Source organism: Citrobacter sp. wls615 (genome assembly GCF_005281355.1).
Classification (GTDB): domain Bacteria; phylum Pseudomonadota; class Gammaproteobacteria; order Enterobacterales; family Enterobacteriaceae; genus Citrobacter; species Citrobacter werkmanii.
The window spans coordinates 36,037-53,443 of record NZ_SZXM01000066.1; the positions used below are offsets into that span (position 1 = coordinate 36,037).

13 protein-coding genes and 1 pseudogene are annotated in these 17,407 nt (G+C 53.5%); 8 read left to right on the forward strand and 6 right to left on the reverse strand.

The annotated features are described in order from the left end of the window. Positions 1 to 181 precede the first annotated feature (181 nt). From serS to lrp, 5 genes are all read right to left on the reverse strand, one after another. Positions 182 to 1,474 carry a serine--tRNA ligase gene (gene serS, locus FDX04_RS18405; RefSeq protein ID WP_003836908.1) on the reverse strand — a complete coding sequence of 431 codons (1,293 nt, stop codon included), beginning with the start codon at positions 1,472 to 1,474 and terminating at the stop codon, positions 182 to 184. Positions 1,475 to 1,565: 91 nt separating this feature from the next. Further along, positions 1,566 to 2,909, reverse strand: coding sequence for a replication-associated recombination protein RarA (gene rarA / locus FDX04_RS18410; protein WP_137349295.1), 1,344 nt, complete (start codon positions 2,907 to 2,909; stop codon positions 1,566 to 1,568). A 10-nt stretch (positions 2,910 to 2,919) separates the two neighbouring features. Further along, the gene (gene lolA, locus FDX04_RS18415; protein WP_085049191.1) at positions 2,920 to 3,531 is read right to left on the reverse strand and encodes an outer membrane lipoprotein chaperone LolA; all 612 of its coding nucleotides are present in this window, start codon (positions 3,529 to 3,531) and stop codon (positions 2,920 to 2,922) included. Between the two features lie 111 nt (positions 3,532 to 3,642). Beyond that, complete coding sequence (gene ftsK, locus FDX04_RS18420) at positions 3,643 to 7,581, reverse strand: DNA translocase FtsK (protein WP_137371313.1); 3,939 nt, start codon at positions 7,579 to 7,581, stop codon at positions 3,643 to 3,645. A 134-nt stretch (positions 7,582 to 7,715) separates the two neighbouring features. After that, complete coding sequence (lrp, locus tag FDX04_RS18425; RefSeq protein WP_002439523.1) at positions 7,716 to 8,210, reverse strand: leucine-responsive transcriptional regulator Lrp; 495 nt, start codon at positions 8,208 to 8,210, stop codon at positions 7,716 to 7,718. A 547-nt stretch (positions 8,211 to 8,757) separates the two neighbouring features. On the opposite strand from lrp, the gene trxB reads away from it, so the two are divergent. The 6 genes and pseudogenes from trxB (at position 8,758) to infA (ending at position 14,582) form a co-directional block, all read left to right on the forward strand. Beyond that, on the forward strand, positions 8,758 to 9,726 hold the full coding sequence (trxB, locus tag FDX04_RS18430; RefSeq protein ID WP_137359925.1) for a thioredoxin-disulfide reductase: 969 nt from the start codon (positions 8,758 to 8,760) through the stop codon (positions 9,724 to 9,726). Positions 9,727 to 9,840: 114 nt separating this feature from the next. Next, positions 9,841 to 11,607, forward strand: coding sequence for a cysteine/glutathione ABC transporter permease/ATP-binding protein CydD (gene cydD / locus FDX04_RS18435; protein WP_137371314.1), 1,767 nt, complete (start codon positions 9,841 to 9,843; stop codon positions 11,605 to 11,607). Next, complete coding sequence (cydC, locus tag FDX04_RS18440) at positions 11,608 to 13,329, forward strand: cysteine/glutathione ABC transporter ATP-binding protein/permease CydC (protein ID WP_137371315.1); 1,722 nt, start codon at positions 11,608 to 11,610, stop codon at positions 13,327 to 13,329. 44 nt (positions 13,330 to 13,373) lie between these two features. Next, the gene (aat, locus tag FDX04_RS18445; RefSeq protein WP_042309498.1) at positions 13,374 to 14,078 is read left to right on the forward strand and encodes a leucyl/phenylalanyl-tRNA--protein transferase; all 705 of its coding nucleotides are present in this window, start codon (positions 13,374 to 13,376) and stop codon (positions 14,076 to 14,078) included. Further along, positions 14,079 to 14,436, forward strand: a pseudogene (locus FDX04_RS18450) (hypothetical protein). Then, the gene (infA, locus tag FDX04_RS18455) at positions 14,364 to 14,582 is read left to right on the forward strand and encodes a translation initiation factor IF-1 (RefSeq protein ID WP_002211347.1); all 219 of its coding nucleotides are present in this window, start codon (positions 14,364 to 14,366) and stop codon (positions 14,580 to 14,582) included. Before FDX04_RS18450 ends, infA begins: the two are co-directional and overlap by 73 nt. A gap of 79 nt (positions 14,583 to 14,661) precedes the next feature. Here infA and FDX04_RS18460 read toward each other — a convergent pair whose 3' ends face one another. Then, positions 14,662 to 15,573, reverse strand: coding sequence for a LysR family transcriptional regulator (locus FDX04_RS18460; protein ID WP_137371316.1), 912 nt, complete (start codon positions 15,571 to 15,573; stop codon positions 14,662 to 14,664). 108 nt (positions 15,574 to 15,681) lie between these two features. Here FDX04_RS18460 and FDX04_RS18465 point away from each other — a divergent pair, with 108 nt between their 5' ends. Next, positions 15,682 to 16,542: a pirin family protein gene (locus tag FDX04_RS18465; RefSeq protein WP_042309501.1), complete on the forward strand. Its 861-nt coding sequence runs from the start codon at positions 15,682 to 15,684 to the stop codon at positions 16,540 to 16,542. A gap of 16 nt (positions 16,543 to 16,558) precedes the next feature. Next, positions 16,559 to 17,236, forward strand: coding sequence for an isochorismatase family protein (locus tag FDX04_RS18470; protein ID WP_042309503.1), 678 nt, complete (start codon positions 16,559 to 16,561; stop codon positions 17,234 to 17,236). Positions 17,237 to 17,407: the final 171 nt, after the last annotated feature.

Below are 17,407 nucleotides of genomic sequence, written 5' to 3' on the forward strand. Positions count from 1 at the left end.
AACCAACAATAAATACTCGTTGTATATATTTTTATATATCGCTAGTATTAATATACAGACTGGTAGATACTGACTTTCATTCGAAGGCAGTATTACTCCTATGTGGGTAGTGGTTATTGTCCGACGTCAAACGGGCATAAAAAAAGCGCCCTAAGGCGCTTTTTCGCATAGAAAAGGTAGCTTAGCCGATGAATTCCAGGCCATTCATGTACGGACGTAATACTTCCGGAACCTGAATGCGGCCATCTGCCTGCTGATAGTTTTCCATTACCGCCACCAGCGTACGTCCAACTGCCAGACCGGAACCGTTCAGCGTATGCACCAGACGGGTCTTTTTGTCGGATTTGCTGCGGCAACGCGCTTGCATGCGACGGGCCTGGAAATCCCACACGTTGGAGCAGGAAGAGATTTCACGATAGGTATTCTGCGCCGGGATCCACACTTCCAGATCGTAGGTTTTGCATGCGCCGAAGCCCATGTCGCCGGTGCACAGAATGATCTTACGGTACGGCAGACCCAGAAGCTGAAGAACCTTCTCGGCGTGGCCGGTCATCTCTTCCAGCGCGTCCATTGAATCTTCCGGACGAACAATCTGCACCATCTCAACTTTATCGAACTGGTGCATACGGATCAGACCGCGGGTATCACGACCGTAAGAGCCAGCTTCAGAACGGAAGCACGGCGTATGCGCAGTCATTTTGATCGGTAGCGCATCTTCGTCAATGATTTCGTCACGCACCAGGTTGGTCAGCGGAACTTCGGCAGTTGGGATCAGCGCGTAGTTACTGCTGTCAGCTTCTTCGTCCAGCGGACGGGTATGGAACAGATCGCCAGCGAATTTCGGCAGTTGGCCTGTACCGTACAGCGTGTCATGGTTAACCAGATACGGAACATAGTTTTCACTGTAACCATGCTGTTCGGTATGCAGATCCAGCATGAACTGAGACAGCGCACGATGCATACGTGCGATCTGCCCCTTCATGACCACGAAACGAGAGCCGGTCAGCTTCACCGCAGCGGCGAAATCAAGACCCGTGTGCATTTCACCCAGGGTAACGTGATCGCGAACTTCGAAATCAAACTCACGCGGTGTACCCCAGCGGCTGACTTCGACGTTGTCATTTTCATCTTTACCCACCGGAACTTCATCCGCTGGCAGGTTCGGAATGGTCAGCGCAATGTCGCGGATCTCGGCCTGTAAGGTATCAAGTTCAGCTTTCGCGGCATCCAGCTCTTCGCCCAGTTTGTTCACTTCCAGACGTAAAGACTCGATATCTTCCCCGCGCGCTTTTGCCTGGCCAATGGATTTCGATCGAGAGTTACGCTCTGCCTGCAGGTTTTCAGTTTGTACCTGCAGAACTTTACGACGCTCTTCAAGAGCGCGCAGCTTATCTACATCCAGCTTAAAGCCCCGGCTTGCCAGTTTTTCTGCGACTGCGTCTGGCTCATTACGCAGCAGATTGGGATCGAGCATGCTTATCCTGTGCTTATCGAATTAAAATGGGAAAAGTGACCACAGCCTGCGGTCACAGGGATACAGAGACAACATTACCGCAACGATAACACTAACGGTAGCGTTTTATAGGGCTATTTTGATCCTGTCCGGCGAGCCAGGCGAGCTTTTCGCCAATCTTGCCTTCAAGACCTCTGTTTGTGGGGCGATAATAGCGCGTTTGTGCCATTTCCTGGGGGAAGTACTCTTCTCCGGCGGCATAGGCATTTGGTTCATCATGTGCGTAACGATACTCCTGACCGTAGCCCATCTCTTTCATCAGCTTGGTCGGCGCATTGCGCAGGTGAACGGGAACGTCGTAATCCGGACGTTCACGGGCATCGGCCAGTGCGGCCTTGAAGGCGGTGTAAACCGCGTTACTCTTCGGCGCACAGGCCAGATAAACAATCGCCTGAGCAATTGCCCGTTCGCCTTCTGCGGGTCCCACGCGAGTGAAACAATCCCACGCGGAAATCGCCACCTGCATAGCGCGCGGATCTGCGTTGCCCACATCTTCAGAGGCAATCGCAAGGCAGCGACGGGCAACGTACAACGGATCGCCGCCAGCGGTAATGATTCGCGCATACCAGTAGAGCGCCGCATCCGGCGCGCTACCACGTACCGACTTGTGTAAGGCTGAGATGAGATCGTAAAAGCGATCGCCTTTATTATCAAAGCGCGCGCTGCGTTCACCGGCAATTTCGGTCAGCAATTCCGCTTTCAATATGCGCTTGCCGGAATCATCAACTTCGGCCATATCGGCCATCATTTCCAGCGTATTCAGCGCCCGCCGCGCATCACCATTAACCAGTTCAGCAATCGCCCGACGCGTCTCTTGTGGCAGAACAATATCCTGACCACCGTAACCCCGCGCTTTATCAGCCATCGCCTGATCCAGTACTTGTTCAATATCGTCGGTGGTTAACGATTTCAGCAAATAAACGCGTGCCCGCGACAGCAGTGCCGAATTCAGTTCAAACGAGGGGTTTTCGGTGGTAGCGCCAATAAACGTAATTGTACCGTCTTCAATATGCGGTAAAAACGCATCCTGCTGGCTTTTATTAAAGCGATGGACTTCGTCCACAAACAATATTGTGCGTCGGCCAGCGTTACGGTTCTGACGCGCACGCTCAATCGCTTCACGAATTTCTTTCACACCAGAGGTGACAGCCGAAATTCGTTCAACATCGGCATTAGCGTAACGGGCAATGACTTCGGCAAGGGTGGTCTTACCCGTTCCCGGTGGTCCCCATAAAATCATGGAGTGCAGGTGCCCGGCCTCGATGGCACGCGGCAAAGGCTTACCCGTAGCCAGCAGATGCTGCTGGCCGATATACTGCGCTAAATTTTCTGGCCGCATACGCGCGGCCAGTGGCTGAAAAGTATTATCAGAAAAGTCGAGCGACAGATTGCTCACTCACACGCCTCTACTTACGTTGATCGTCAACCGTTACACCTTGCGGCGGGGTAAAGGTGAATTTCGATGGTTCAATCGCGCCATTCTGCTGCGATTTCAGCTGATAACTGCTGCGCTGATCGTCTTGCTCAACGGCGCTAAACTGATGGATCGTCCCGTCGCGCCCAACATTGATCGTAAACTGTTTCAGGTTACCGTTGCTGGTTTTCGGCGTCAGCACAAAATCATCGCCGTTTTGCTTAATGTTGTACTGCTGCCAGTCGCTGGCCTGGTTACGTGCAATCAGCATGAATGGCGTGTTGCCGGTGGCGTCTTTCAGCCAGGTCGCAGTAGCTTGTTCAACAAACGGGTTAAAGAACCACAGCGTTTTACCATCGGAGACCAGGATGCTCTCGTCAGGCTGCGTCATGTGCCAGTTAAACAGATTAGGACGTTTAACCCATAAATCACCCTGACCCTCCTGCACTGCCGCACCGCTACCGTCCGTAACCTTCTGCGTAAAGCTGGCATGGAAGCTACTGACTTTATCCAGGCGGCTTTTCAGGTCGCTGGCAGCGTCAGCCCAGACGCTGCTGACCACAAAGCTCGACAGTAATGCACAGGTGATTGCGATTCTTTTCATCGTTATTCCTCAAAATACGTCACTCCCAACGGGGAGATCCCTCTGCTATCCATTTCAGGCCAAAAATCAGCATGAGGAAAGTAGAAAATACTGAATTACTTAACTTTGCAATCAATCGAAGGGCGGCGGAGCCAACACTTCACGATTACCATTATGCCCTTGCTCACTGACAATTCCCTGCGCTTCCATCTGTTCGATGATGCGTGCCGCTCGGTTGTAGCCGATACGGAATTGTCGTTGAACACCAGAGATGGAAGCTTTGCGTTTTTGGGTAACAAAGTTCACCGCCTGATCGAACAATGGATCTAACTCTTCGCCACCATCAAAGCCTCCAGCACCACCTTCGCTTTCGCTATCAGAGGTAATACCGTCAACATATTGCGGACGCCCGCGCGCTTTCCAGTCCTGAACCACCGCGTGAACTTCTTCATCACGAACAAAGGCGCCGTGTACACGCACAGGAATCGTCGAGTTCGGTGCCGAATAGAGCATGTCGCCCATACCCAACAGCGATTCCGCGCCGCCTTGGTCAAGAATAGTACGTGAGTCAATTTTGCTGGACACGGTAAAGGCAATACGCGTCGGGATGTTCGCTTTAATCAGACCGGTAATGACGTCAACGGATGGTCGCTGGGTTGCCAGCACCAGGTGGATCCCCGCCGCACGCGCTTTTTGCGCCAGACGAGCAATCAGTTCTTCCACCTTTTTGCCAACGGTCATCATCAGGTCGGCGAATTCATCCACCAGCACCACGATATACGGCAGTTTTTCCAGCACCGGATGCTGAACATCCATGCTGTCGCCTGGCTTCCAGTATGGGTCCGGAATCGGACGTCCCATACGGGCTGCTTCAGCGATTTTCTCGTTATAACCGGCAAGGTTACGTACGCCAAGCGCCGACATCAGCTTGTAGCGACGTTCCATTTCATTGACGCTCCAGCGCAGCGCGTTGGCAGCATCTTTCATGTCGGTCACAACTTCAGTCAACAGATGCGGAATGCCTTCATAAACCGACAGCTCCAGCATTTTCGGGTCAATCATGATAAAGCGAACGTCTTCTGGCTGCGCTTTGTACAGCATGCTGAGGATCATGGCGTTCACCCCAACCGACTTACCGGAACCAGTAGTCCCTGCCACCAACAGGTGCGGCATTTTCGCCAGATCGGCAACAACCGGTTCGCCCGCAATATCTTTACCCAATACCACAGTCAACGGAGACGAGTTATCACGGAATTTCGCGTTATCTAACACTTCGCGCAGATAAACGGTTTGCCGTTTTTTGTTCGGTAATTCCAGACCGACATACGGTTTGCCAGGAATAACCTCGACCACGCGAACCGCAGCAGTTGACAACGAACGCGCCAGATCTCGCGACAGGTTGGAAATGCGCGCGGCTTTAACCCCTGGCGCCAGGTTTAGCTCAAAGCGGGTGATAACCGGGCCAGGAGAGTAGTTCACTACATCGGCTTTAATACGGAAGTCCGCCAGACGCGCTTCTACCAGACGCGCCATTTGTTCAAGTGCAAAAGTATCAATCGGCTCAACTTCACTCGGCGGCGGCGTGAGCAGATCTAACGATGGCAGCGGCGTACTCGGACGCTGAACCGGACGACTGTCGCCGTTACGCATCAACAGTGGATGGATCAGGCTATCCTGCGGCGGCGGTGTAACAGGCTGTGCCGGCTGCTGATAATGCTGCTGCGGCGCGACAGGCTGTGCCGGTTGCTGATAATGCTGCGGTGGTGCAACTGACTGTACCGGCTGCTGGTAATGCTGCTGCGGCGCGACAGGCTGTGCCGGTTGCTGGTAATGCTGCTGCGGTGCGACAGGTTCCTGGTACTGCGGCGCAGGCTCCGGCATCACGCCTGGCGTAAACAGCGGCTCATGCGGACCGTCATCCACCAGCGTTTTCATTGGCGAAAATTCAAAGTCATCAAGCGAGAACGGATTCGCCCCGGCAGGCTGTTCGCCGGAATAGCGCTGCTGCTGGGAAGAGGCAAACTGGCGAGCCAGTTCCGCTTCTGCGGCTGAATCATCGTCATCAGCCTGGTGGGTATCGTCCTGATACTCTTCGCCATAACGATGCTGCTGAGACTGGGCAAACTGACGTGCCAGCTCGTCCTGCTGCATTGCATCCATTTCATCGTCACTGTACGCATCTGTATCAAGCTGCTCTTCGCGAGCTTTCTCTTCAGCCATACGCTGTGAGGGCAGTTTTATGCCATATGAAGCCAGCTCACGACGAGTAGGCACACGCACACGATTCGGACGCGGTAACTGCGGGCCAATGCCTTCTTTTACCTGCGGACGCGGCGCACCGCCACCCGCAAGGCTAAAGACAGGTGCTGCGGCTGCGGCACCTGCCCCCAAAGCGGCGCTTTTCACGCCGGCAGCCATCGGCGCAACGGCAGCAACAGACTCAACGGGCGGAATGGAGGCTGCCGTCGGCATAGATGGCATAGACGGCTTAACACGCTCAGGCTCCTGAACGGGTTCTGGAATAGGCTGATACCAGGCGGCCAACTGCTCACGCTCGCGCGCTCGTTTCTCTTCGACTTCTTCAAAATAGTAGAGCGGCGGACGAGACGGTTTCGTCTCCTCAACGACTGGCTCAGGTTCCACCACGGAAGGTTGTTCAACCACAGGTTGCTGGAACGCAGAAGGCTGTTGGAAGTCTGGCTCCTGCTGATAGACAGGTTGCGGCACAGGCTCCGGGTGATAAACAGGTTCCGACTGCCAGTTTTGCTGCGCAGTGAATTCCTGCGGCTGCGGCGCGACGGATTGCGCATATACCGGCTCAGGCGTCTGTGGCGCGTAATATTCCGGCTGTGGATTTTCCTGTGCAACCGGCTGTTGCCATGGCTCATACGGCTGCTGCACCGCAGGCTGAGCATATTCGGCTGGCTGCGGATAACCTTCAGGCGCTGGCGCAATAACCGCCTCACCGGCTTGCGGGCCAGGCGCGGATTGCCAGGCAACGGCTGGCGTCGACTGTTCCATAACGGTGCTGGTAACTGGCGACGTTTGCAACAGCGGGTCGACCGGCGCGCTCCAGGCCTGAGATGCCGTTGTGGCTGCTGCTGCGGCGGCTACTGGCTCTGTCACCGAATGACCGTTCAGCAGTGGATCGAGTTCGTCGTATTCAGGCAATGTTGCCCGATTACCAGAGAACAGCACATCGTTCGGATCGGCGGCCACGCCACGGGCGCTGTATTCGATGTCGTCTTCATCATCCATGCGTTTGCCGGAGAACAGCGCAGCATCAGTATGACGGCCCAGCGGATTGGTAAATTTCTCAGCCAGGCGTTTACGGCGCGCTAACGCACCGCGCAGAATTCGAGCCCGACGCGATTCGTTTGGTTTGCCATCAGCGGCGTCGACAAACTCTTCTTCATCTTCATATTCTTCGTCATCGACCCAGGTATCGTCGCGGCGGGTACGGTTGCTGGCAAATGTCAGGATATTAAGTAACCAGCCGCCCAGTTTTTCAGCAATGCTCACCCATGACCAGCCGGTAAACAGCGTTAATCCCGCAGCCCAGATGCACAAAAGCGTAAGTGTACCGCCACTACTATGCAGTAATGGCTGTAGCGTAGTGCTGAGCAGGCTGCCAATCACCCCGCCAGAGGCGAAATACCAGATGTCATCAGCGTTAATGGCGGCCAGCCCGCAAGAAGTGAGAATCAGCGCCAGAACGCCAATAATGCGCAGTGAAACGGCAAAATAATCGACGTATTCGTCGCTGGCCTGATGTCGCCAGGCAAACCAGCAGCCGCCGACAATAATGACCGGAATGGTGTAGGCCATGACGCCAAAAATAAAGAACAGCGTGTCCGCCAGCCATGCACCGGGAATGCCTCCCAGGTTATGGATAGGTTCATGCCACGCGGTTTGCGACCAACTGGGATCCGAAGGGTTAAAGCTGAGTAAGGCAGCCATCAACCAGACGGCAAAAAGGGCAATAAGGATCAGTAGCGCTTCCAGAAGTCGGCGCCCGCTGCTTAACTTCGTCAATGTGACGTCTTTGTCTTCAGTGTATTCCTGGCTCAAAAACGGCTCTCCAGGTTTCAGGCTTTTCCTGCCCGATGCTAAAACGGACAACAGCACCGGGTTGCCCCGGCACTGTTGCTGTATGGATTAACAGGAGTGTAATCAAACTGCGTCGATTTTGCACCTGTTCCGTGTTAGCGCGTCTTAATTACCAGACGATTGCTCTGTTTGACTTCTTCCATTACTACATAAGTACGTGTGTCATTTACGCCAGGCAGACGCAGCAGGGTTTCCCCCAGCAGCTTACGGTATGCTGACATATCCGGTACGCGTGTTTTCAGCAAATAGTCGAAATCACCGGAAACCAAATGACACTCTTGAATTTCTTCAAGTTTTTGTACTGCAGAGTTAAATTGTTCAAACACATCCGGGGCGCCACGATTCAGAGTTATCTCAACAAAAACCAGAAGTGATGCATCCAGATAATGTGGGTTTAACAGCGCTGTATAGCCCTGAATGAAACCCTGTCTTTCCAACCGACGCACACGCTCAAGGCAGGGCGTTGGTGAAAGTCCCACACGTTTAGAAAGCTCGACGTTAGAAATACGCCCATCCTTTTGCAGCTCATTAAGAATGTTACGATCGATACGGTCGAGATCTTTGCCAGGGCGCTTCTTACTATCTACCATTATTATTGTCTCTCTGTATTCCTTCCCTACTCCTGCCTGACTCTACTAACATCACTGTTCAGAGTCGCTCCCCATCAAAATAAACCGCAACCCAGAGGGATTTACGGCTCGCAATGTCTGGGTTTATGGTGAGAAGACCGTTGCCTGTCGGCGGCTATCGACATCACGAATGGCATCTGTCCACACCATGCGTAGATTTCGCTAACACGGTAAACATGGTATCTACATGCATGATTATGCAGCACATACATGACACAGTTTTTTTCTTCCTTGAATGTTTTCGCAAAACAGCAGGGGATTGTCAAAGCAAAACATCGATTTTTAGTACAACATGCCAGTTATTCAGTCGCGGTGATGGAAATTCGTCATTTTATCACCTTATAACTGACCGATTTTAAGTAGAAATCGTTATAGTGTTACGACTAAATCTGCCGTTCATCGGTTTCCGCTATTACACATATTGTTAACAAAATCGCCATACTCTTTTTTTACGCCTGTAAATTCCCTACAATCCTGCTCATTGCCTGCCAACAACTATGGGGATCTCATGGGCGCAACCAAACACAGTAAACTTCTTATTCTGGGCTCAGGCCCTGCGGGATATACCGCTGCGGTCTACGCTGCACGCGCTAACCTGCAACCGGTACTGATTACCGGTATGGAAAAAGGTGGTCAGCTGACCACAACAACAGAAGTGGAAAACTGGCCTGGCGATCCGCACGATCTTACTGGCCCGCTGCTGATGGAACGTATGCACGAACATGCATCCAAATTTGAGACAGAAATCATTTTTGATCACATCAGCAAAGTTGATTTGCAAAACCGCCCTTTCCGTCTGACCGGCGACAGCGGTGAATACACCTGCGACGCATTGATCATCGCCACCGGCGCGTCAGCACGTTACCTGGGCTTACCTTCAGAGGAAGCATTTAAAGGCCGCGGCGTTTCCGCTTGTGCCACCTGCGACGGTTTCTTCTACCGTAACCAAAAAGTTGCGGTGATCGGCGGCGGTAATACCGCTGTTGAAGAAGCGTTGTATCTGGCGAATATCGCGTCTGAAGTACATTTGATTCACCGTCGCGACAGCTTCCGTGCTGAGAAAATTCTTATCAAGCGTTTGATGGATAAAGTGGAAAACGGCAACATCGTGCTGCATACGCACCGTACGCTGGAAGAAGTGACTGGCGATCAAATGGGCGTAACCGGATTGCGCCTGCGCGATACGCAAAATGCTGACAACGTCGAATCACTAGACGTTGCGGGATTGTTTGTCGCCATCGGTCACAGCCCGAATACCGCCATTTTCGACGGTCAGCTCGAACTGGAAAACGGCTACATTAAAGTTCAGTCCGGTATTCACGGCAATGCGACGCAAACCAGCATTCCAGGCGTCTTCGCAGCCGGTGACGTGATGGACCATATTTATCGCCAGGCGATCACTTCTGCGGGCACGGGTTGTATGGCTGCGCTTGACGCAGAACGTTATCTCGACGGTCTGGCAGACGCTTGCAAATAAGTTTTACAAATCAGTAACAAAAGTAAAAAAGGCGACTATAAGTCGCCTTTATTTTTGCCTCGTTGTAACATTGTCCTGCCCAAAAATTCCAATAACTCACCTGCTAAGCGTGCAATGAATAAAACCCGTCAAAAAGAGCTGACCCGCTGGTTAAAACAGCAAAGTGTAATTTCCCAACGGTGGCTGAATATTTCACGCCTGCTGGGATTCGTGAGCGGCCTGTTAATTGTCGCTCAGGCCTGGCTCATGGCCCGAATTCTGGACCATATGATCATGGGCAACATCCCCCGAGAGGCGCTGCTGCTCCCTTTCATCGTGCTGATTTTGGTTTTCATCCTGCGCGCATGGGTTGTCTGGTTACGCGAACGCGTCGGGTTTCACGCCGGGCAACATATTCGCTTTGAGATTCGTCGCCAGGTTCTGGATCGCCTGCAACAGGCGGGTCCGGCCTGGATACAGGGTAAACCAGCCGGGAGCTGGGCTACGCTGATCCTCGAGCAGATTGACGATATGCATGATTACTATGCGCGTTATTTGCCGCAAATGGCGCTGGCCGTATGCGTTCCCCTGTTGATTGTGGCGGCCGTATTTCCGTCAAACTGGGTAGCCGCGCTTATTCTGCTCGGAACCGCCCCGCTGATCCCGTTGTTTATGGCGATGGTCGGTATGGGCGCAGCCGACGCTAACCGCCGCAACTTTCAGGCGCTTGCCCGCCTCAGCGGTCATTTCCTCGATCGCCTTCGGGGTATGGAAACGCTGAGAATATTTGGTCGCGGTGAAGCCGAAACAGAAAGTATTCGCGCAGCATCACAGGATTTCCGCCAGCGCACCATGGAAGTCCTGCGCCTGGCATTCCTGTCATCTGGCGTCCTTGAGTTCTTTACGTCGCTGTCTATTGCGCTGGTTGCGGTTTACTTCGGTTTTTCCTACCTCGGCGAGCTCGACTTCGGTCACTACGGCATGGGCGTCACGCTGGCGTCTGGTTTCCTGGCGCTCATTCTGGCACCGGAGTTTTTCCAACCCCTGCGCGATCTTGGGACGTTTTATCACGCCAAAGCACAAGCCGTTGGAGCTGCAGACAGTCTGAAAACCTTTATGGAAACCCCGCTGGCGCACCCTGAGCGTGGTGAGATTGAGCTGGCGACGAAAGATGCCGTTTCAATTGAGGCGCAAGATCTGGTCATCACCTCGCCGGAAGGCAAAGTGCTTGCGGGGCCGCTCAACTTTACCCTGGCAGCAGGTCAACGTACGGTGGTGGTGGGGCGTAGCGGCTCCGGAAAAAGTTCGCTGCTGAATGTTCTGTCCGGCTTTCTTTCTTATCAGGGGTCGCTGCGGATTAACGGTTTTGAACTACGCGACCTGTCGCCTGATTCCTGGCGCAAACAGCTGTCCTGGGTTGGGCAAAACCCGCAGCTCCCTGCCGCCACATTACGCGATAACGTACTGCTGGCACGGCCCGATGCCAGTGAAGAACAGCTTCAGGCCGCACTCGACAGTGCCTGGGTGAGCGAGTTTTTACCGCTGTTGCCGCAGGGCGTAGATACGCCAGTCGGCGATCAGGCGGCCCGACTTTCTGTTGGTCAAGCGCAGCGCGTGGCCGTGGCGCGCGCCTTACTTAATCCGTGTCAGTTGCTTCTGCTGGACGAACCCGCAGCCAGCCTTGATGCCCACAGTGAACAACGCGTGATGCAGGCATTGAACGCAGCATCGCGCCGCCAGACCACGCTGATGGTGACACACCAGCTTGAAGATCTTGCCGACTGGGACGCTATCTGGGTCATGCAGGATAGTCAGATTGTTGAACAAGGTAGCTGGGATGAACTTAGCGCTGCCAACGGTGCTTTTGCAACACTACTGGCTCATCGTCAGGAGGATATCTAAATGCGCGCTTTGCTACCCTATCTGACGCTGTACAAACGTCACAAATGGATGTTAACGCTGGGCATCGTTCTGGCGATCGTTACGCTGCTTGCAAGTATTGGCTTGCTGACGCTCTCAGGTTGGTTCCTGTCTGCTTCCGCGGTGGTGGGCGTCACCGGAATTTACAGTTTTAACTACATGCTCCCCGCCGCAGGCGTCCGTGGTGCGGCAATCACCCGAACCGCAGGCCGTTATTTCGAGCGTCTGGTCAGCCACGACGCCACGTTCCGTGTGCTGCAACATTTGCGTATTTATACCTTCAGCAAGCTGCTACCGCTCTCCCCTGCTGGCCTGTCCCGCTATGGACAAGGTGAATTACTTAACCGCGTCGTGGCTGATGTCGACACGCTTGATCACCTTTATTTACGCGTTCTGTCTCCGCTGGTGGGAGCATTTGTCGTCATCATGGTGGTCACGCTGGGACTGAGCGTTCTCGATTTCACGCTGGCGGTCACCCTCGGCGGGATTATGCTGCTGACCTTATTCATTCTGCCCCCACTCTTTTATCAGGCAGGCAAGAGTACCGGGCAAAGCCTGACGCATCTGCGCGGGCAATATCGTCAGCAGTTAACTTCCTGGCTGCAGGGCCAGGCTGAATTGACCATCTTCGGCGCCAGCGAACGCTACCGCGCTCAAATGGAAGCCACCGAATTGCAGTGGCATGAAGCGCAGCGACGTCAGTCCGAATTAACGGCACTGTCGCAGGCTATCATGCTGTTAATCGGCGCGCTGGCGGTGATTATGATGTTATGGATGGCCTCAGGCGGCGTGGGCGGCAACACTCAGCCAGGCGCGCTAATTGCGCTGTTCGTCTTCTGTGCGCTGGCTGCGTTTGAGGCATTAGCGCCTGTCACCGGCGCGTTTCAGCATCTCGGCCAGGTTATCGCCTCTGCATTACGCATCACCGAACTGATCGAACAGCAGCCAGAAGTCACCTTCCCGGATACCCAATCTCCGGTTTCTGAGCAGCTCACCCTTACCCTGCGTGAGGTTTCATTCAGCTATCCGGGGCAGACGCAAAAAGCACTCGACACCCTTTCCTTGCTGGCAAAACCCGGTGAGCACATCGCTATTTTGGGTCGCACCGGCTGCGGAAAATCAACATTGCTGCAATTGCTGACCCGCGCATGGGATCCGCAGAGTGGCGAAATCCTGATTAACGATCGACCGCTTTCAGCCCTGAATGAAGCCACGCTGCGTCAAATCATCAGCGTCGTGCCACAGCGCGTACATCTGTTCAGCGCTACGCTTCGCGATAACCTGCTGCTGGCAGCACCGCACGCCAGCGATGAAGCATTATCCGCGATCCTGTGCCACGTCGGGCTGGACAAACTGCTTGATGGCGATGGACTCAATGCCTGGTTGGGTGAAGGTGGTCGTCAGCTTTCTGGCGGCGAACTCCGTCGTCTGGCTATCGCCCGCGCCTTGTTGCACGATGCTCCGCTGATGCTGCTGGACGAGCCTACCGAAGGGCTTGATGCCACAACGGAAAGCCAAATGCTTGAATTAATTGGCGATGTGATGCAGGACAAAACCGTCCTGATGGTCACACATCGTCTGCGCGGATTGTCGCGTTTTGATCAAATAATAGTGATGGACAACGGACAAATTATTGAGCAAGGTAATCACGCAGATCTGTTAGCCAGGCAGGGGCGTTATTACCAGTTTAAGCAACGTCTGTAAGCTATTATTGAACGATCAAACTCGCGTAGTGGAGTTTCGCTGTCATGCGCCTGGTGCAACTGTCCCGCCATTCTATAGCCTTCCCATCACCGGAAGGCGCTCTACGCGAGCCTAACGGTCTACTGGCGCTGGGTGGCGATCTTAGCCCTGCCCGCCTGTTGATGGCCTACCAGCGCGGTATTTTCCCGTGGTTTTCTCCCGGCGACCCTATTCTGTGGTGGTCACCCGATCCGCGCGCCATTCTTTGGCCTGAGAACTTTCACCTCAGTCGCAGCATGAAACGCTTTCATAAAAATTCGCCTTATCGTGTGACGCTCAACTACGCGTTCGGTCAGGTGATTGAAGGCTGTGCGAACGATCGGGAAGAAGGTACCTGGATCACACACGATGTCGTGGACGCTTACCATCGTCTGCACGAACTGGGACATGCGCATTCAATTGAAGTATGGCGACAAAATGAATTAGTCGGCGGCATGTACGGCGTGGCGCAAGGTACGCTGTTTTGTGGCGAATCAATGTTCAGTCGTCAGGAAAATGCGTCCAAGACTGCACTACTTGTTTTTTGCACGGAATTTATCCGTCAGGGCGGAAAATTAATCGACTGCCAGGTATTAAATAGCCACACAGCATCCCTGGGCGCCATCGAAACCCCGCGGCGGGAGTACCTTGAGCAGCTGAGCATACTGCGTCAGCAGCGGCTACCGAGCCATTTCTGGATACCAAGGACGTTATTTTCGCCTCAGGGGTGAATGTTTTCGGCACATTTTTTGTCGGGGTGTTATAATTGTGCCGCAGAGTTGGTTTAGCCCATTACCCCGCCGCCGTTAAGGAACAGTTCGCGCCAGGCAACGCCTATCGTTTATCTCCTCGTTCCCTTACACGTTACGCTTTAAGTGCGGCTTTGCCGTGTGCGGTTAGAGTAATGCGCCAAACCCGATTTGCTGTGTTTTAAACGCACAAATCTTTACTTATTAAAAGAACTTCGGCATTATCTTGCCGGTTCAAATTACGGTAGTGATACCCCAGAGGATTAGATGGCCAAAGAAGACAATATTGAAATGCAGGGTACCGTTCTCGATACGTTACCTAATACCATGTTCCGCGTAGAGTTAGAAAACGGTCACGTGGTTACTGCACACATCTCCGGTAAAATGCGTAAAAACTATATCCGCATCCTGACGGGCGACAAAGTGACTGTTGAGCTGACCCCGTACGACCTGAGCAAAGGCCGCATTGTCTTCCGTAGTCGCTGATTGTTTTTAACGCCCGAATGGCGTCCAGATAATAAAAGGTCGGTTTAACCGGCCTTTTTTATAGGCTGAGGACAGGTATTTAATCCTCAAACATCCGCGCATATTCTTCTGTTAAGAAGTCCACCAATGAGCGTACTGAGGGCAGTAATCCCCGACGAGACGGAAAGACTGCGTGAATAATCTCCCGCTTAGGCTCCCAACCATCGAGCAATGCCACCAGTTCACCCGCCGCTAATTGTTCTTTCACCATCAGTTGCGGCAGTTGTACAACCCCCACACCGGCAACCGCAGCTTCACGTAACGCCAGCATATCAGTGGTGATCATACGCGGCGTGAAATGCACCTCCGCCCGTGCGCCCTGTGGGCCAAATAACTCCCAGCGATGCACATGTTTACCCGATGCCAGACTCAGCCCCGGCCAACGGGTCAATTCCGCCGGAGAGTTGACCGCGCCCATTTGTTCAATTAATCGCGGGCTGGCATATAACCGGTGTCCCCTGTCTGCAAGTACCCGCATCACCAGGTCGCTATCCTCAAATGGACGAGGTCTGACGCGAATCGCCACATCCAGGCCTTCGCCTACCACATCAACGCGGCGGTTCGTCGCCTCAAGCTGCACGGAAACATCGGGATAACGGGCCATAAATCGGGCGAGCATTGGCCCAATATGCACATGCAACAAGGTGACCGGACAAGTCAGTTTTACAACGCCGCGCGGCTCAACCTGTAAAGCCGCAATAGCATCCTGCGCCGCCTGCGCTTCCACCAGCATCGCCTTACAGTGTTCGTAAAATGTTTGTCCGACTTCAGTCACGTTAAACTGCCGGGTGGTTCGCTGAATAAGTCGAACCCCCAACCTCTCTTCAAGTTGCGCAATACGTCGGCTCAGTTTTGATTTCGGTTCATCAAGCGCACGTCCCGCCGCTGCGAATCCACCTTCCTCTACAACATGTACAAACCAGGCAAAATCATTGAGATCCGGCTTTGTCATTTTATTGTCCTATTTATGAGACAGTGAAGACCATTTTAGCGACTACTCAATTCGCTGTCATGAATATAAGCTTATTCACATCAAGACAACGCCACTGAGGAGACACAAATGAAACAAGTAACAGGCGTCTACACCGCACCTCGCCCACACTGGGTTGGCGATGGATTTCCGGTTCGCTCAATGTTCTCTTACCAGTCTCATGCAGAGCAGTTAAGTCCATTCCTGCTGCTGGATTACGCCGGTCCGCATACGTTCACACCGGGTAACGAAAAGCGCGGCGTCGGCGAACACCCTCACCGTGGTTTTGAAACGGTGACCATCGTTTACAGCGGCGAAGTTGAACACCGTGATTCAACCGGTCGCGGCGGCATTATCGGTCCCGGCGACGTGCAGTGGATGACCGCAGGTGCAGGAATATTACACGAAGAGTTCCATTCACCGGAATTTACCCGTCGGGGCGGCGAACTGGAAATGGTACAGCTGTGGGTTAACCTGCCGGCAAAAGACAAAATGGCCGCGCCGGGTTATCAGAGCATCACCAGCGATGTTATTCCCACGGTTGCTCTGCCTGATGAAACAGGAAGCGTTCGCGTTATTGCGGGTAGCTACGAGGAAACCAAAGGGCCTGCACATACCTTTTCGCCGCTGAACGTCTGGGATATGCGACTACAACGTAATCATCAGCTCACTTTGTCTCAGCCGGAAGGATGGAGCACCGCACTGGTGGTACTGAAAGGCAATATCACTGTAAACGGGACCACGCCAGCCAGCGAAGCGCAACTGGTAGTGCTAAGCCAGCAGGGGAAAACGCTGCACATTGAAGCCACCAGCGATGCCATCGTGCTGCTGCTGTCTGGCGAACCGTTGAACGAGCCGATTGTAGGTTACGGCCCGTTTGTTATGAACACGAAACAAGAAATCGCTGAAGCTGTACGCGATTTTAACTCCGGCCGTTTTGGCCAAATCTGAATCGAAGGAGAAGAATATGTCCAGTCCTGCAAACTTTAATGGCTCACGTCCGGTTATCGATGTGAATGATTCCGTCATGTTGCTTATCGATCATCAGAGTGGGCTTTTCCAGACCGTCGGCGATATGCCAATGCCTGAACTGCGTGCACGTGCCGCTGCGCTGGCTAAAATGGCGACCCTGGCGAAAATGCCGGTGATTACCACGGCATCCGTACCGCAGGGACCTAACGGCCCGTTGATCCCGGAGATCCACGCCAATGCGCCGCATGCCCAATACGTAGCGCGTAAAGGTGAAATCAACGCCTGGGATAACGAAGACTTCGTGAACGCGGTAAAAGCAACGGGTCGTAAGACATTGATTATCGCCGGTACGATCACCAGTGTCTGCATGGCTTTCCCGGCCATCAGCGCAGTGGCTGAAGGTTACAAGGTCTTCGCGGTGATTGACGCGTCCGGTACCTACAGCAAGATGGCGCAGGAAATCACCCTGGCTCGCGTGGTTCAGGCTGGTGTCGTGCCGATGGATACCGCTGCAGTCGCTTCTGAAATACAGGGGACATGGAACCGTGAAGACGCCGCTGAGTGGGCGGAAGTGTATACCAAAGTCTTCCCGGCTTATCAGTTGCTGATCGAAAGCTACAGCAAAGCCCAGGAAGTTGTGACCAACGGCGAAAAACTGGACTCTCAGCGTTAATTATATCCTCCGCGCCGGTTCGGGCGGAGGAATATGTACACTGTGTAACCAAACGAGAGTTAACACGTAAATTCTGCTTGACCGTTTTAGCGCAACTCCCTATAGTAGCGCCCCGTTGCCCCCCAAGCGGTCAGGCAGCAATACAATATGGTGAGGTGTCCGAGTGGCTGA

What these genes read in the sequence shown, in the direction of transcription:
- serS (WP_003836908.1), bottom strand. Translation starts at nt 1,474, where the DNA reads ATGCTCGATCCCAATCTGCTGCGTAATGAGCCAGACGCAGTCGCAGAA.
- lolA (WP_085049191.1), bottom strand. Translation starts at nt 3,531, where the DNA reads ATGAAAAGAATCGCAATCACCTGTGCATTACTGTCGAGCTTTGTGGTC.
- lrp (WP_002439523.1), bottom strand. Translation starts at nt 8,210, where the DNA reads ATGGTAGATAGTAAGAAGCGCCCTGGCAAAGATCTCGACCGTATCGAT.
- trxB (WP_137359925.1), top strand. Translation starts at nt 8,758, where the DNA reads ATGGGCGCAACCAAACACAGTAAACTTCTTATTCTGGGCTCAGGCCCT.
- cydD (WP_137371314.1), top strand. Translation starts at nt 9,841, where the DNA reads ATGAATAAAACCCGTCAAAAAGAGCTGACCCGCTGGTTAAAACAGCAA.
- cydC (WP_137371315.1), top strand. Translation starts at nt 11,608, where the DNA reads ATGCGCGCTTTGCTACCCTATCTGACGCTGTACAAACGTCACAAATGG.
- aat (WP_042309498.1), top strand. Translation starts at nt 13,374, where the DNA reads ATGCGCCTGGTGCAACTGTCCCGCCATTCTATAGCCTTCCCATCACCG.
- infA (WP_002211347.1), top strand. Translation starts at nt 14,364, where the DNA reads ATGGCCAAAGAAGACAATATTGAAATGCAGGGTACCGTTCTCGATACG.
- FDX04_RS18460 (WP_137371316.1), bottom strand. Translation starts at nt 15,573, where the DNA reads ATGACAAAGCCGGATCTCAATGATTTTGCCTGGTTTGTACATGTTGTA.
- FDX04_RS18465 (WP_042309501.1), top strand. Translation starts at nt 15,682, where the DNA reads ATGAAACAAGTAACAGGCGTCTACACCGCACCTCGCCCACACTGGGTT.
- FDX04_RS18470 (WP_042309503.1), top strand. Translation starts at nt 16,559, where the DNA reads ATGTCCAGTCCTGCAAACTTTAATGGCTCACGTCCGGTTATCGATGTG.